Source organism: Pseudomonas sp. GW822-FHT03F04 (genome assembly GCF_058801405.1).
The window spans coordinates 121931-137192 of sequence record NZ_JBXANF010000013.1; the positions used below are offsets into that span (position 1 = coordinate 121931).

General features: G+C 60.9%; 12 protein-coding genes. 5 read left to right on the top strand and 7 right to left on the bottom strand.

The window, feature by feature from the left end; translation table 11 throughout:
• Positions 1–3: 3 nt before the first annotated feature.
• From AC1RMX_RS26690 to lpxC, 4 genes are all read left to right on the top strand, one after another.
• Entirely contained in the window at positions 4–870 is an 867-nt protein-coding gene (locus AC1RMX_RS26690) for a cell division protein FtsQ/DivIB (RefSeq protein ID WP_096822827.1), read from the top strand.
• A gap of 15 nt (positions 871–885) precedes the next feature.
• A complete protein-coding gene (gene ftsA / locus AC1RMX_RS26695; RefSeq protein ID WP_007956755.1) occupies positions 886–2145 on the top strand; it encodes a cell division protein FtsA in 1260 nt (419 codons plus the stop codon).
• A 67-nt stretch (positions 2146–2212) separates the two neighbouring features.
• Positions 2213–3409 (top strand): cell division protein FtsZ, encoded by a 1197-nt coding sequence (gene ftsZ, locus AC1RMX_RS26700; protein ID WP_025109282.1) that lies wholly within the window; start codon positions 2213–2215, stop codon positions 3407–3409.
• A 112-nt stretch (positions 3410–3521) separates the two neighbouring features.
• Entirely contained in the window at positions 3522–4433 is a 912-nt protein-coding gene (gene lpxC, locus AC1RMX_RS26705) for a UDP-3-O-acyl-N-acetylglucosamine deacetylase (RefSeq protein WP_007916984.1), read from the top strand.
• 61 nt (positions 4434–4494) lie between these two features.
• Here lpxC and AC1RMX_RS26710 read toward each other — a convergent pair whose 3' ends face one another.
• The 7 genes from AC1RMX_RS26710 to AC1RMX_RS26740 form a co-directional block, all read right to left on the bottom strand.
• Complete coding sequence (locus AC1RMX_RS26710; protein WP_096822826.1) at positions 4495–6003, bottom strand: sensor domain-containing diguanylate cyclase; 1509 nt, start codon at positions 6001–6003, stop codon at positions 4495–4497.
• 112 nt (positions 6004–6115) lie between these two features.
• A complete protein-coding gene (locus AC1RMX_RS26715) occupies positions 6116–7432 on the bottom strand; it encodes an OprD family porin (protein WP_096822825.1) in 1317 nt (438 codons plus the stop codon).
• A 196-nt stretch (positions 7433–7628) separates the two neighbouring features.
• Complete coding sequence (locus AC1RMX_RS26720; RefSeq protein ID WP_096822824.1) at positions 7629–7850, bottom strand: hypothetical protein; 222 nt, start codon at positions 7848–7850, stop codon at positions 7629–7631.
• Positions 7851–7971: 121 nt separating this feature from the next.
• Positions 7972–9336 carry a heavy metal sensor histidine kinase gene (locus tag AC1RMX_RS26725; protein ID WP_096822823.1) on the bottom strand — a complete coding sequence of 455 codons (1365 nt, stop codon included), beginning with the start codon at positions 9334–9336 and terminating at the stop codon, positions 7972–7974.
• Complete coding sequence (locus AC1RMX_RS26730; RefSeq protein WP_053123617.1) at positions 9326–10003, bottom strand: heavy metal response regulator transcription factor; 678 nt, start codon at positions 10001–10003, stop codon at positions 9326–9328. The genes AC1RMX_RS26725 and AC1RMX_RS26730 overlap by 11 nt, the downstream gene beginning before the upstream one ends.
• 8 nt (positions 10004–10011) lie before the next feature.
• On the bottom strand, positions 10012–13113 hold the full coding sequence (locus tag AC1RMX_RS26735) for a multidrug efflux RND transporter permease subunit (RefSeq protein WP_249484779.1): 3102 nt from the start codon (positions 13111–13113) through the stop codon (positions 10012–10014).
• Positions 13110–14270, bottom strand: a complete 1161-nt coding sequence (locus AC1RMX_RS26740; RefSeq protein WP_096822821.1) for an efflux RND transporter periplasmic adaptor subunit — start codon at positions 14268–14270, stop codon at positions 13110–13112. Before AC1RMX_RS26740 ends, AC1RMX_RS26735 begins: the two co-directional genes overlap by 4 nt.
• 650 nt (positions 14271–14920) lie before the next feature.
• Here AC1RMX_RS26740 and AC1RMX_RS26745 point away from each other — a divergent pair.
• Positions 14921–15226, top strand: coding sequence for a fimbrial protein (locus AC1RMX_RS26745; RefSeq protein ID WP_096822820.1), 306 nt, complete (start codon positions 14921–14923; stop codon positions 15224–15226).
• Positions 15227–15262: the final 36 nt, after the last annotated feature.

Here is a 15262-nt window from a genome sequence, read left to right on the forward strand (position 1 = left end):
ACCATGCAAGGCGCACAGCTCAGACATCAGCCACCCGCTCCCGGCCGCAAGCCGGTGCCGCGGGGTGCCAGCCGAATGGTGGCCAAAGAGCCGATGTCCGCGCGCCTGCCCAAAGCCAATTTCGGCTTTCTGAAAAGCCTGTTCTGGCCGGTATTGCTGGTGGTACTCGGGTTCGGTACCTACGAAGGCGCGCAGCGTTTGTTGCCGTACGCCGACCGGCCGATCACCAAGATCGCGGTGCAGGGCGACCTGAGCTACATCAGCCAGCAAGCGGTGCAGCAGCGAATTGCCCCGTACGTGGCGTCGAGCTTCTTCACCATCGACCTGGCGAGCATGCGCACCGAGCTGGAGCAGATGCCGTGGATCGCTCACGCCGAAGTCCGTCGGGTGTGGCCGGACCAGGTGGTGATCCGCCTCGAAGAGCAACTGCCCGTGGCCCGTTGGGGCGACGAGTCGCTGCTCAACAACCAGGGCCAGGCGTTCACGCCCAAGGAACTGGCGAACTACGAACACTTGCCACAGCTGTTCGGCCCGCAGCGGGCCCAGCAGCAAGTGATGCAGCAGTATCAGGTGCTGAGCCAGATGCTCAGGCCAATGGGCTTCTCGATTGCGCGCCTTGAGCTGCGTGAGCGTGGCAGCTGGTTCCTGACTACCGGTGCCGGCAGTTCCGGCCCCGGCATCGAGTTGCTGCTGGGACGCGGCAACCTGGTGGAAAAGATGCGCCGCTTCATTGCCATCTATGACAAGACGCTTAAAGACCAGATTACGAACATTGCGCGCATCGATCTGCGCTATGCCAACGGCCTCGCTGTTGGCTGGCGGGAACCAGTAGCGCCGACGACAGCCCAACCCGCTGTCGCAAAGAATTAAGAAGAGGCAGGACCCATGGCAAACGTGCAAAGCGGCAAAATGATCGTCGGTCTCGATATCGGCACCTCCAAGGTGGTGGCGCTGGTCGGCGAGGTTGCGGACGACGGCTCGCTGGAAATCGTCGGGATCGGCACTCATCCGTCCCGCGGCCTGAAGAAAGGCGTGGTGGTGAACATCGAGTCCACCGTGCAATCGATCCAGCGCGCGATCGAAGAAGCCCAACTGATGGCGGGCTGCCGCATTCACTCGGCGTTCGTCGGCGTGGCGGGCAATCACATCCGCAGCCTGAACTCCCACGGCATCGTGGCGATTCGTGATCGCGAAGTCAGCTCGGCTGACCTGGAGCGAGTACTCGACGCCGCCCAGGCTGTGGCGATCCCGGCTGACCAGCGGGTGCTGCACACCTTGCCGCAGGACTACGTGATCGATAACCAGGAAGGCGTGCGCGAGCCGCTGGGCATGTCCGGCGTGCGTCTGGAAGCCAAGGTCCATGTGGTCACCTGCGCCGTCAACGCCGCACAGAACATTGAAAAATGCGTGCGTCGCTGCGGTCTGGAAATCGACGACATCATTCTCGAGCAACTGGCTTCGGCCTACTCGGTCCTGACCGACGACGAAAAAGAGCTGGGCGTGTGCCTGGTCGACATCGGCGGCGGCACCACCGACATCGCGATCTTCACCGAAGGCGCGATCCGTCACACGGCCGTGATCCCGATTGCCGGTGACCAGGTGACCAACGACATCGCCATGGCGTTGCGCACCCCGACCCAGTACGCCGAAGAGATCAAGATCCGCTACGCCTGCGCGCTGGCCAAGCTGGCCGGTGCCGGCGAGACCATCAAGGTGCCGAGCGTCGGCGACCGTCCACCGCGCGAACTGTCCCGTCAGGCCCTGGCCGAAGTGGTCGAGCCGCGTTACGACGAGCTGTTCACCCTGATCCAGGCCGAGCTGCGTCGCAGCGGCTACGAAGACCTGATCCCGGCCGGCATCGTGCTGACCGGCGGTACGTCGAAAATGGAAGGCGCCACCGAACTGGCCGAGGAAATCTTCCACATGCCGGTGCGCCTGGGCGTGCCCCATGGCGTGAAAGGTCTGGATGACGTGGTGCGCAACCCGATTTATTCCACTGGCGTTGGCTTGTTGATGTACGGCCTGCAGAAGCAGTCCGACGGGATCTCGTTCTCGGGCATCGGCAGCCGCGACAGCTACAGCAACGATGAGCCTCAGGCGCCGTTGCTGGACCGTTTGAAGAAGTGGGTTCAAGGCAACTTCTAAAGCTTTACCGCAGCACCGCAACAAAATGCAGTAGGCGAAAAAACTAGAGAATGTAAGGAGAGGGAAAATGTTCGAACTCGTAGACAACATCCCCGCAAGCCCGGTAATCAAAGTTATCGGTGTTGGCGGTGGCGGCGGCAACGCTGTCAACCACATGGTCAAGAGCAACATCGAAGGCGTCGAGTTCATCTGCGCCAACACCGATGCTCAAGCGCTGAAAAACATCGGCGCGCGTACCATTCTGCAACTGGGCACCGGCGTGACCAAAGGCCTGGGCGCCGGCGCCAACCCGGAAGTCGGCCGTCAGGCTGCGCTGGAAGATCGCGAGCGCATCGCTGAAGTGCTGGCCGGCACCAACATGGTGTTCATCACCACTGGCATGGGCGGTGGTACCGGTACCGGTGCTGCGCCGATCATCGCCGAAGTGGCCAAGGAAATGGGCATCCTGACCGTTGCTGTCGTAACGCGTCCGTTCCCGTTCGAAGGCCGCAAGCGTATGCAGATCGCCGACGAAGGCATCCGCATGCTCTCCGAAAGCGTCGACTCGTTGATCACCATTCCCAACGAGAAGCTGCTGACCATCCTCGGTAAAGACGCAAGCCTGCTGTCGGCTTTCGCCAAGGCTGACGATGTACTGGCCGGTGCCGTTCGCGGTATCTCCGACATCATCAAGCGTCCGGGCATGATCAACGTCGACTTCGCCGACGTACGCACCGTGATGAGCGAAATGGGCATGGCGATGATGGGCACTGGCTGCGCCAGCGGTCCGAACCGTGCACGTGAAGCGACCGAAGCGGCCATCCGCAACCCGCTGCTGGAAGACGTGAACCTGCAAGGCGCACGCGGCATCCTGGTGAACATCACTGCCGGTCCTGACCTGTCCCTGGGTGAGTACTCCGACGTAGGTTCGATCATCGAAGCCTTCGCCTCCGAGCACGCGATGGTCAAGGTCGGTACCGTTATCGATCCGGACATGCGCGACGAGCTGCACGTAACTGTGGTTGCCACCGGTCTGGGCGCGAAAATCGAGAAGCCTGTGAAGGTCATCGACAACACCGTTCACACCTCCATGGCTGCTGCTCAGGTGCAACAACCGGCTCCCGCCCGTCAGGAAGCGCCAGCGGTGAACTACCGTGACCTGGACCGTCCGACCGTCATGCGCAACCAGGCTCAGGCCGGTGCTGCGACTGCCGCGAAGATGAATCCGCAAGATGACCTGGACTACCTGGACATCCCGGCTTTCCTGCGTCGTCAGGCTGATTGATGGAATGTATCAGGGCTATGAAGGTGATTGGTGTTCAGCAAAGGCATGGTCTGCTATCATCGCCAGCCTTTGTTGATACCAGTTCGCAATTTGCGCTGAAGCGGCCCAAGCCATGATTAAACAACGCACACTGAAAAATATTATCCGTGCCACAGGTGTAGGCCTGCACTCCGGGGAGAAGGTCTACCTGACCCTCAAGCCTGCGCCTGTCGACACTGGCATTGTGTTTTGTCGCGCTGACCTCGACCCTGTGGTGCAGATTCCTGCCCGCGCGGAAAACGTCGGTGAAACCACTATGTCGACGACGCTGATTAACGGCGACGTCAAAGTGGACACGGTAGAGCACTTGCTCTCGGCCATGGCTGGCCTGGGCATCGATAACGCCTACGTCGAGCTCTCCGCGTCCGAAGTCCCGATCATGGACGGTAGCGCAGGACCTTTCGTATTCCTGATTCAATCGGCAGGCCTGGAAGAACAGGACGCCGCCAAGAAATTCATCCGCATCCTGCGTGAAGTGACAGTGGAAGACGGCGACAAGCGCGCCACTTTCGTCCCTTTCGAAGGGTTCAAGGTGAGCTTCGAGATCGATTTCGATCACCCGGTTTTCCGGGACCGCACCCAAAGTGCAAGCGTGGATTTTTCCAGCACTTCGTTCGTAAAAGAAGTCAGCCGCGCCCGTACTTTCGGTTTCATGAGTGACATCGAGTACCTGCGCAAGCACAACCTCGCACTCGGCGGCAGCGTTGAAAACGCGATCGTGGTCGATGCCGATGGCGTACTGAACGAAGACGGCCTTCGCTATGAAGACGAATTCGTGAAGCACAAGATCCTCGATGCAATTGGCGACCTGTACCTGCTGGGCAATAGCCTGATTGGTGAGTTCAAGGGCTTCAAGTCCGGCCACGCACTGAACAACCAGCTGCTGCGCAAGTTGATTGAGCAGACAGATGCCTGGGAAGTCGTGACGTTCGAAGACGCCAGCACCGCACCAATCTCTTACATGCGCCCGGTTGCGGCGGTGTAAGTAAAAAACCTCTCTAGTTTTTTGAAGGCCACCTTTGGGTGGCCTTTTTTTATGCCTGTTTTCAGGACGCCACCACCACTCGATTCCGGCCACCTTCCTTGGCCTGATACAGCGCCTTGTCCGCCGCAAACATCAGTTGCTCCAGACTGATCTCGCTCGCCGCCGTCCAGGTGCTGATACCGATGCTCACCGTCATAGGCATTTCATCCCCCTCCAGGCGCGGCAACTGTTCCACCGCCGCCCGCACATGCTCGGCAATCTGTTGCGCGCCGACGCTGTCGGTTTCGGCCAGGATCACCGAGAACTCTTCACCGCCATAACGTGCCACCAGATCCGCCGGGCGCCGCACATTGGCGCTAATCACTTTGGCCAGTTCGCGCAGTGCCTGATCCCCGGCCTGATGACCATGCCGGTCGTTGAATGCCTTGAAGTGATCGGCATCCACCATCAGCACCGACAACGCCTTGCCCGAGCGCTGGGCACGAAACCATTCGTGTCGCAGCGCCTGATCGAGCATCCGCCGGTTGGCGACGCCGGTCAGGGCATCGGTGGCCGCCAGTTGCGCCAGTTCTCGTTCGGCCCGTTGCCGCAGGCGCAGCTCCCGGGCCAGCAGCCAGGTCAGCCATAACAGGCCGAGGCAAAGCACGCCGGTGGCGCCGCTGATCAGAATCGCCGTGCGCTTCCACGCCCCGAACACTTCATCGCTCGACAGCGCCACGATCACGGTCAGCGGCAGGTTGCCGACCTGAGAGTAGGTGTACAGCCGTTGCTGGTGATCCATGCTGGAAATGCTGCTGAAACTGCCATTGCCGCTGCGGTCGCGCAGAATCCGCACCACATTGGGACGGGCGGCAAAACTCTTGCCGATCGAATCGCTTTGCAGATAGGGCTTCTGGGCCAGCAGGATACCGTCGTTGTTGATGATGTTCAGCGTGCTGTCGACGCCGATGTCGAGGCTGTTGAACAACTGGTCGAAGTAATCGAGCTTCATCGAAGCGACCGCCACACCCAGGAATTCACCGGTGTCCGAAGAGATGCGCCGGCTGAAGCTGACACGCCACTGGTTGGCGTCGTCGCAGTCGCAACGTGGCTTGAACGGGCGGCTGATGTACATGCCGGTGTCGCGGTTGAAGGCGTGGGCGAGAAAGTAATCGCGGTCGGCGAAATTGCCCGGCAGCGGTTCGACCCGCGAGGAGTCGGCGATGACCTCGCCATGTTTGTCGAGCAGCAGGATGTCGCCCTTGAAGCGCGCGGTCGTGGAGCGGTCGAACAGCGCCAGGTGACGAATCTGCGGTGACACGCTTTTCAGGTCATCGCGCTGGGCCGCTGCGATCAGCCCTTGCAGGGTCAGGTCGTACAGCTCAACGGTGCGCAACACATCGGCATCGATCAGTTGGGCGATGGTGGTGGCACTGCGCGTTGCCGATTCCTGAGCGTTGGCGTGCTCACGAATCAGCAAAAAAGTGACGATGCACACAATCGCGATGACGCTCAGCAGACTGCCGAGGATCAACAGCAACTCGGGGCGTCCGGTCTTGCCCGCAACGGGTGGGGTACGGCTCGCGATCATGGTTGGGTTATCGGTTGAAGAGTCTTCTAAGCGTAGTTGTACAAACGTCGCTGCCGCACACGCAAGAAAAAGGCCAGCGCATAAGGCTGGCCTTCTTACTGTAGCGCCGATCTTAGAAGACGTTGATCGGGTAGTCGATGATCACGCGGTATTCATCTGTGTCCGTATCCAGCGCGCCGTAACCGTTGCCGCCACGGTTGGTGGCCCATTGCAGACGTACCGCCAGGTCTTTGGCCTGGCCGCTCTGCACCACGTATTTGAGGTCGATGTCACGTTCCCAGTGCTTGGCGTTGCGACCTTCGGCGCTGTACCACGAGGCGTAGCCTTTGCTGTCCGGGTCGACCTTGGTCAGGTCCAGTGTGCCGCGCGAGTAAGACACCGCCGAGGTCAGGCCTGGCATGCCGAGACCAGCGAAGTCGTAGGCGTACTTGAGTTTCCACGAGCGCTCGTTCGGGCCGTTGAAGTCCGAGTACTGCTGGGAGTTGTCGAGGTAGATGCTGTCGCCCTGGCTGATGTAGTCGAACGGCGTGTTGCCGTTGACCCGCTGGTACGCGGCGGTGACGCTGTGGCTGCCGATGCCGACGGTGAAATGCAGGCTGTAGGTGTTGTTGTCGATGTTGCCCAGCAACGCGTCGCCGGTGTCCTGCGTGTGATAGAAGTGCAGGCCCGGGTTGAGGGTCACCAGATCATTCAGCGCCCAGGTGTAGTCGAGGTCGTAGTAGTACTGGTTCCAGATGTCCTTCAGCTCGGAAGCATAAAGACTGCTGGTCAGGCCTTCGACGCCGCTCCAGGCCACGCCGGCCCAGTTCAGGTGCTGGCTTTCATCGTGCTCGGCGAGCGTGCCGTACGAGGTGCCGATGCGTTTGTGACCGCTCTGGTTGTACGGTTTGGTGAAACTGGCCTGGCCACCTTCGATCATCCAGCCGTCGAAGCTGTGGTTGGTCAGGCTGACGCCACGGAAGGTCTGCGGCAGCATGCGGCTTTCACCGCCGGCGATCACCGGGTTGGTGAGGAACAGGTCACCGGCCTTCAGTTCGGTATCGAACGCACGCACTTTCAGCGTGCCACCCGCGGTGGAGAACGAGCCCGGCGCTTTGCCGTTGCCGTCGCTGACCGGCAGGATACTGGAGTTGTCCGTACCGCCACCACCGTCGAGTTTCAGACCGAGCATGGCGTGGGCATCAATGCCGAAACCGACCGTGCCTTCGGTGTAGCCCGACTGGAATTTGCCGAGGAAACCCTGGCCCCACTCGATGTTGTCGTCCGTCTGCTGCAGGCGGTTACGGTTCATGTAGTAGTTGCGGGCATTGAGGTTGAGGCTCGAGCCTTCGACGAAGCCTTCTTTCTCGGGTTCGGCGGCGTGGGCGGCGGGGGCAATCGTTGCGGCAATTGCAATGAACAGCGGGGTGAAGCGAACTGGGTAACGCACGTGCGGTAAAGCTCCTTGGGTCAACTGACACTTCAATGTCTTGAGGTGCGGGATGTTTCTAATTGTAAGAGACGAACCTGTCCGCTTGCACACCACAACGAAAAAAGGCCGCTGAAAGTCAGCGGCCTGGAAGGACGACGGTTGAACGGGAAGAGCCAAACAACCGCGTCGAGGGAAACGTTGCGTAGTGCGCGACTCAGCTGTCTTTCTCGGCTGCCTGAACCTGGGAAGTTGCGGCCTGAGGGGCTTGCGTGGCGTCTTGGGCCTTGGCCATCACGTCTGCCTGATACTGCTCGAATGCCTGGGCGCGAGCGGCGTTTTGCGCTACGAACGACTGCGATTCTTCAGCCATCGCCATCGGCGACAGGATCAATGAGGACAAAACGAAAGCGCTGGCAATACCCATACTGTTGGACATCTTGAAAACCTTCTTGCTTGGCAAGTGCTGTTTGGTGCGGGCAAAGATAAGGTCGCCGGGCGCCGGGAAACAGCGTGATTTTCATAAATGACTGTTGCGGGAATGGCAACGATCCAGGTCCTCAGACCGGGAGGTGAATGCCAAAAGTGTTCATTCCGCGATCACTGCGCACAAACACATCCCCGCCATGCATCAGCGCAATCGCTTTGACGATCGCCAGCCCCAGACCATGGTTGTTGCCGCTGTTGCTGCGCGACGCATCGACCCGGTAGAAGCGTTCGAACAAGCGCGGCAAATGTTCGCTGGCAATCGGTGAGCCGGGGTTGGCGACGCCGATGCTGACCTGATGTTCCTCGACCGTGATCTGCACTTCGATCACCTGTCCTGGCGCGGTGTGTTGCACCGCGTTGCTCAACAGATTGATCAACGCCCGGCGCAAATGAGCGATCTCGATCTGCACCTGCGCGTCGCCGCTCACTCGTACTTCGACCTGTGCATCTTCGAGGATGAAATCGAGGTATTCGAGGGTGGTCGCCACTTCATCGGCGAGTGACGTCGAGGTCAGTTTGGTGGCCTTGCTGCCCTGGTCGGCACTGGCCAGAAACAGCATGTCGTTGATGATCGAGCGCAGGCGTTCCAGCTCTTCGAGGTTGGATTGCAGCACTTCGAAATAATGTTCGGCAGAACGCCCGCGAGTGAGGGCAACCTGAGTCTGGCCGATCAGGTTGGTCAACGGCGAGCGCAGTTCATGGGCGACGTCGGCATTGAACGATTCCAGCCGCGAGTAGGCTTGTTCAACCCGCTCCAGTGTCGAGTTGAACGAGTCGACAAACTGTTCGAGCTCCGGTGGCAGCGGCGACAGACGCAAGCGCCCGGCCCGCAGCGGCGGCGCCAGACGCTGCGCCTCGTGGGACAGCTTGATCAGTGGCTTGAGGCCGATCCGCGCTACCCAATAACCCAATGCCGACGCCATCAGCACGCCGACAATCGCCAGGCCGATCAAGGCAATCAAAAGATTGTGCTGGGTCTGGTGAAAGGTCTCGGTATCGATGCCGATCATGAAGCGCAGTGGCGGGCGTTGATCCTTGGCCGGCAACTCGGTCAGCAGCACTTTCAGCGGGTAATCATGGTTGGGCAGTTGCAGGTCGCGCATGCCCAGAGGGCCTTGGGCAAAGGCGCGGATCATGGCGTCCGGCTGGCCATATTCATAACTCGGGTCACCGCTCACCACCCAGAAGCGGATGCGTTTGTCTTCTTCGCCGAGCAAGTTCAGTTTGGCGTTGATCTTCACCCAATGTTCGGGAGTGCCGAATCGGTTGAGTGCCGACTCCAGCACGCTATAACGCGCGTCCAGCTCGGCTTCCGGCAGCAGCCCCAAGCCCTTGTCCACCTGCTGATACAGCGCGCCGCCGATCAACAGAAACACCAGCAGCGCCACCAGCGTGAACATTCCGCTCAGGCGCAGCGCAATCGAATTACTGGACACCACGGCTCTCCAGCACATAACCCATGCCACGGATGGTGTGCAGCAGTTTCTCGTCGAACGGCCCGTCGAGCTTGGCCCGCAGACGCTTGATCGCGACTTCGACAACGTTGGCGTCGCTGTCGAAATTGATGTCCCAGACCATTTCCGCAATCGCGGTTTTCGACAGGATCTCACCCTGACGCCGGGCTAAAACGCTGAGCAGCGAAAACTCCTTGGCGGTCAGGTCCAGTCGCGTGCCGGCGCGGGTGGCCTTGCGGCTGATCAAATCTATCCACAGGTCGGCGATGCTCACTTGTACCGGTTCATGGCCGCCACTGCGACGGGTCAGCGCTTGCAGGCGCGCCACCAGTTCGAGGAAGGAAAACGGTTTGCCGAGGTAATCGTCGGCACCGTCGCGCAAGCCCCTGATCCGGTCTTCGACCCGTTCGCGGGCGGTGAGCATGATCACCGGCGTCTGCTTGCGCGCACGCAACGCGCGCAGTACGCCGAAGCCGTCGAGGCCCGGCAGCATCACGTCGAGGACGATCACCGCGTAGTCGCTTTCCAGCGCCAGGTGCAGGCCCTCGATGCCGTCGCGGGCCAGATCCACGGTGTAACCCTGTTCCGTCAGGCCGCGGTGCAGATAGTCCGCGGTTTTCTCTTCGTCTTCGATAATCAGAACGCGCATGACCCGCCTCAGTCTGTCGTTGCCAGCGCCGCGACGGGCGATGGTTTGGGCTTGTGGAACAGCCGCTCAAGCCACAAGTATATGACCGGTGTGGTGAACAGCGTCAGCATCTGGCTGACCAGCAAGCCGCCCACGACCGCGATCCCCAGCGGCTGGCGCAGTTCGGCGCCGGTGCCGTAGCCGAGCATCAGCGGCAGCGCGCCGAGCAAGGCGGCGAGGGTGGTCATGATGATCGGCCGGAACCGCGTGATACACGCCTCGAAAATCGCATCCTGCGGCGACAGCCCGCGATGACGCTGCGCTTCAAGAGCGAAGTCGATCATCAGGATGCCATTCTTCTTGACGATACCGATCAACAGCACTAGCCCGATCAGCGCCATGATCGAAAAGTCCTGGCCGCAGATCCACAGCATGATCACCGCGCCAAGGCCCGCTGCCGGCAAGGTCGAGATGATCGTCAGCGGGTGGACGAAGCTTTCATAAAGCACACCAAGGATGATGTACACCGCCACCAGCGCCGCCAGAATCAGCCACGGCTGGCTGGCCAGCGAACTCTGGAACGCCTGCGCCGCACCCTGGAAGTTGCCACTGATCGCGGTCGGCATGCCGATCTCGGCCTTGGCCTGATTGAGCAGGATTACCGCGTCACCCAGCGCCACGCCGGGCGCCAGGTTGAACGACAGGTTGGCGGCCGGGAACATGCCGTCGTGGGCAATCGACAGTGGGCCGATGGTCGGTGCGTCAAATCGGGCCAGCGCCGACAGCGGCACCATTTCCCCGCTCAGCGGTGAGCGCAAGTAGAAGTAGTTGAGGCTTTCGGCCTTGCCGCGCTGTTTGGTGTCCAGCTCCAGAATCACGTTGTACTGGTTGACCTGGGTCTGGAACTCATTGATTTGCCGTTGCCCGAACGCGTCGTACAGCGCCTCGTCGACATCACTCGCCGTCAGGCCGAAACGCGCGGCGGCGCTGCGGTCGATGCTGATGTGGGTGATGCTGCCGCCCAGTTGCAGGTCGTTGGAAATATCACGGAACGCCGGGTTGCTGCGCAGCTTTTCGGTGAGTTTCTGAGTCCAGGTGGCGAGGGTCGGCCCGTCGTTGCTCTTGAGCACATATTGATACTGCGCACGGCTCGGGCCGGAGCTGAGGTTGATGTCCTGGCCGGCACGCAGGTAAAGCACGATGCCGGGGACTTTCATCAGTTGCGGACGGATGCGGTCGATGAACTGGCTGGCCGAAACGTCGCGATCACCGCGTTTTTTCAGAGCAATCCAGAAGCGGCCGTTGGCGATGGTCTGGTTGCTGCCGGACACACCCACCGAATGGGAAAACGCCTGGACGGCCGGGTCGGCGGCGACGATTTCGGCCATCGCCAGGTGTTTTTTCACCATGTCGCTGTAGGAAATGTCCGCGGCGGCTTCCGTCGTACCGAGGACGAAGCCGGTGTCCTGCACCGGGAAGAACCCTTTAGGGATAAAGATGTAACCACCGATGGCCATCGCTACAGAAACACCGAACACCGCGATCATCAGTTTCTGGTGGGCGAGGGCGCGGCGCAGGCCTTTTTCGTACCAGCCGAGCAGGCGCTCGCTGAACCCCGGTTTGTCATGGGCGTGATGCACCGGTTTGCGCATGAACAGCGCTGCGAGCGTTGGCGCCAACGTCAACGACACCACCACGGAAATCATGATGGTCGAGGTCGCCGTCAGGGCGAATTCCTTGAACAACCGTCCAACCACGCCGCCCATGAACAGCAGCGGAATGAACGCGGCCACCAGCGAGAAACTGATCGAGACCACGGTGAATCCGATCTCCCCGGCGCCCTTGACCGCCGCTTCGCGCATGCTGTCGCCGGCCTCCAGATGACGGTGAATGTTCTCCACCACCACGATCGCATCGTCGACCACAAACCCGACCGCCACCACAATCGCAACCAGCGTCAGGTTGTTCAGGCTGAAACCGAGTAAATACATCAAGGCGAAACTGGCGGTCAGCGATACGCCGAGCACCGCCGACACAATCATCGTCGCGGACAACTGGCGCAGGAACAGCGCCATCACCGCCACCACCAGCAGGATCGCGATCAGCAGGGTGATTTCCACTTCATGCAGGGAGGCACGAATGGTCTGGGTGCGGTCGATCAGCACTTTGACCTGCACCGAGGCCGGCAGCATGGCTTCGAGGCCGGGCAGGGCGGCTTGAATGCGGTCCACCGTCTCGACGATGTTGGCCCCCGGCTGGCGGGAGATCACCAGGTTCACCCCCGGTTGATCGCCGGCCCACGCTTGCACGTAGGCATCTTCCGAACCGTTGACGACTTTGGCGACATCTTTCAGGTGAACCGGGGCGCCATCCTTGTAGGAAACGATGAGCTGGCTGTATTCCTCAGGGTGGAACAACTGGTCGTTGGTCGACAGCGTGGAAATGCTCGACTCGCCGTACAGCGCACCTTTGGCGAGGTTGAGGCTGGTCTGCTGGATCGCCAGACGAATGTCGGCGAGGGTCAGGCCGATGGCGGCCAGTTTGTCCGCCGAGGCTTGTACACGAATCGCCGGACGTTGCTGACCGGTAATGTTGATCTGGCCTACACCGTCGATCTGACTGATCTGACGCGACAGCAGGGTTTCCACCAGGTCACTGAGTTCGGTACCGGGCATCTGGGTCGAGCTGACGCTGAGGATCAACACCGGGCTGTCGGCCGGGTTGACCTTCTTCCAGGTCGGCAGGGTCGGCATGTCTTTCGGCAGTTTGCCGGCGGCGGTGTTGATCGCGGCCTGCACTTCCTGGGCGGCGGTGTCGATGCTCTTGTCGAGGGTGAATTGCAGGGTCAGCAGGCTGGAGCCCAGCGCACTGCTGGAGGTCATCTGGGTCATGCCGGGGATGGCGCTGAATTGCACCTCCAGCGGTGTGGCCACGGACGAGGCCATGGTGTCCGGGCTGGCGCCGGGCAATTGCGCGGAGACCTGGATCGTCGGAAATTCCGCTTCCGGCAACGGGGCAATCGGCAGGCGTGGGAAGGCAATCACCCCGACCAACACCAGCGCGATGGTCAGCAGAATCGTCGCCACCGGGTGATCAATGCACCAGGTCGAAACGCCTTTGTGTTGCTTCATGGCTTGGGCTCCGCTTGCACTACTTGCGGCGGCTCGCTCATGACCTGCACGGTCGAACCGGGTTTGAGCCGTGACTGGCCGTCACTGACCAATACGTCGCCGGGTTTCACGCCCTTGATGATGTCCTGACCGCTGCCCTGGTAAACCATTTGCACCTGAACGGCTTCCACCTTGTCGCCGTTGACCCGGTATACAAAGTGTTGATCCAGTCCCCGTTGTACGACAGTGGGCGGGACCACCAGCGCATCTTTATCCAGTGCTGTCTGAATTTTTACCGTCACCAGCAGGCCGGGCCAGAGCTTCTGATTGGGGTTGTCGAATTCGGCCTTGGCGCGAATGGTGCCGGTGTTGGCGTTGATCTGGTTGTCGATCAGGGTCAGGTGACCTTCGCCGAGCAGGTTGCCGGTTTCGCCGTCGGTGTCGGCGCCGATGTACGCCTTGACCTGTGCGCGCTGCGGATCGCTGATCAGGCCCTGCAGGGTCGGCAGCATTTGCTGCGGCAGGGAAAACTCGACGGCGATCGGGTCGATCTGGGTCACGGTGAACAGACCCTGGGTGTCGGTCATGCGCAGAAAGTTGCCTTCGTCGACCGTGCGAATCCCGACGCGGCCGGTGACCGGGGAGCGAATCTGGGTGTAGGAAAGTTGTACCTGCGCTGCGTCAATCGAAGCCTGGTTGCCTTGGGCGGTGGCTTTGAGCTGGTTGACCAGTGCCTGTTGCTGGTCGTAGGTCTGCTTCGATACACCGTCGTCGACGCTGAGCAGTTTGTAGCGCTTGAGGTTGACCAGCGCCACTTGCAGTTGCGCCTGGCTTTCGCCCAATTGTGCCCGGGCCTGGTCGAGGCTGGCGCGGATCGAGCGGTCGTCGATGGTGGCGAGCAGGTCGCCCTGTTTGACCAGTTGACCCTCTTTGACCAGAAGCTTGGTGAGGATGCCGTCGATCTGCGGGCGTACCACCACGCTGTGCAGCGAGAGGACCGAGCCGATGCCGCTGGTGTAGCGGGGGACGTCTTTTTCGCTGACGGCGACGACCCTGACCGGGATGGCGGTGGGGGCGGCGAGTTTGGCCGGTGCGGGTTTTATCGCGTACCACAGGCCAGCGGCTGCGAGGGCGATCAGCAGGGTGGCGAGCAGGGCCTTTTTCTTCTGGATTTGCATGCTTGTGGGGCGCCAGGGGGACGGGGTTTGGGCAGGTTGGTTCTTTATAAACTTGTTTGGGGGTCAGGAGGGTGACGGCTAGCTGACGGCGCTGTCAGTTTCGGCTTTTGGCTTGGCGGCCTTTGGGCCGGCCAGGCTTTGGGTGTTCTTTGTGAATATCCGTTTCTTCGGGGGTTGCGGCTTATGGTTCCGCCCTTACGGCGGGTCACTTTGGCAAACGCCCCAAAGTAACCAAAGGTCTGGGCCCCGGCGTACGGCGCCTCGCTGTGGCTCGGCGTTCCTTCGTTCCGGGATTCATCCGGGGGCATCGCCTACGGTTTGCTTCGCTGCACCTCCTCTCGATGTGTTTGGCTTCGCCAAACGGCGCTACGCGCCCCCCCCCGGATAAATCCCTCCACTCAGCCTGCCGAAGGGGCCGGCACGTCAAAAGCGGTACTTGAGCTAACGCTCATCGTGTTGAGTGGTGAGGAGCAGGGTGGTGGTGGTGGTGGTGGTGGTGGTGGTGGTGGTGGTGGTGGTGGTGGCGATCTCTGGATTTCCATCTTTCCCGGCCCGCGCCATCTACGCTTCTAAAGATCCGCCCCCACCAGCGGATACACGGTGTACGGCCCTGACGCCATTGGGGTGGGTCTTTCGGGAGTGTCTTTGCCATGAAGTTGAATATCGCGATATCGGCTGGGCTTGTTTTGCTTCCGCTTTGTGTCTTTGCCGCGCCGCAGACGAGTTCCGGTGAGATCCGGTTCAGCGGGCGGATTGTCGATTCCGGTTGTGAGGTGGGGCGTGTCGGGGCGTTGGGTTCGAAGGCGTCGCGGCAGGTTGAGGTCAAGCCTGGCCTGACGCTTGATGTCGATTCCTATCGCAATGCGTGCAGTCATGAGGCGTTGCCGTTGTCCGTCACGTATGAGGCGCTGAAGACTTCGAGCGACAAGGGCATTGTCACCATCAGTTATCTGTAGGCCGTTCGGCGTGCCGTGTAAATCTTCAGGTGCCGA

Bases quoted from the DNA above. Each gene is read 5' to 3' on its own strand.
- AC1RMX_RS26690 (WP_096822827.1), top strand. From the start codon at position 4: ATGCAAGGCGCACAGCTCAGACATCAGCCACCCGCTCCCGGCCGCAAG.
- ftsA (WP_007956755.1), top strand. From the start codon at position 886: ATGGCAAACGTGCAAAGCGGCAAAATGATCGTCGGTCTCGATATCGGC.
- ftsZ (WP_025109282.1), top strand. From the start codon at position 2,213: ATGTTCGAACTCGTAGACAACATCCCCGCAAGCCCGGTAATCAAAGTT.
- lpxC (WP_007916984.1), top strand. From the start codon at position 3,522: ATGATTAAACAACGCACACTGAAAAATATTATCCGTGCCACAGGTGTA.
- AC1RMX_RS26710 (WP_096822826.1), bottom strand. From the start codon at position 6,003: ATGATCGCGAGCCGTACCCCACCCGTTGCGGGCAAGACCGGACGCCCC.
- AC1RMX_RS26720 (WP_096822824.1), bottom strand. From the start codon at position 7,850: ATGTCCAACAGTATGGGTATTGCCAGCGCTTTCGTTTTGTCCTCATTG.
- AC1RMX_RS26730 (WP_053123617.1), bottom strand. From the start codon at position 10,003: ATGCGCGTTCTGATTATCGAAGACGAAGAGAAAACCGCGGACTATCTG.
- AC1RMX_RS26735 (WP_249484779.1), bottom strand. From the start codon at position 13,113: ATGAAGCAACACAAAGGCGTTTCGACCTGGTGCATTGATCACCCGGTG.
- AC1RMX_RS26740 (WP_096822821.1), bottom strand. From the start codon at position 14,270: ATGCAAATCCAGAAGAAAAAGGCCCTGCTCGCCACCCTGCTGATCGCC.
- AC1RMX_RS26745 (WP_096822820.1), top strand. From the start codon at position 14,921: ATGAAGTTGAATATCGCGATATCGGCTGGGCTTGTTTTGCTTCCGCTT.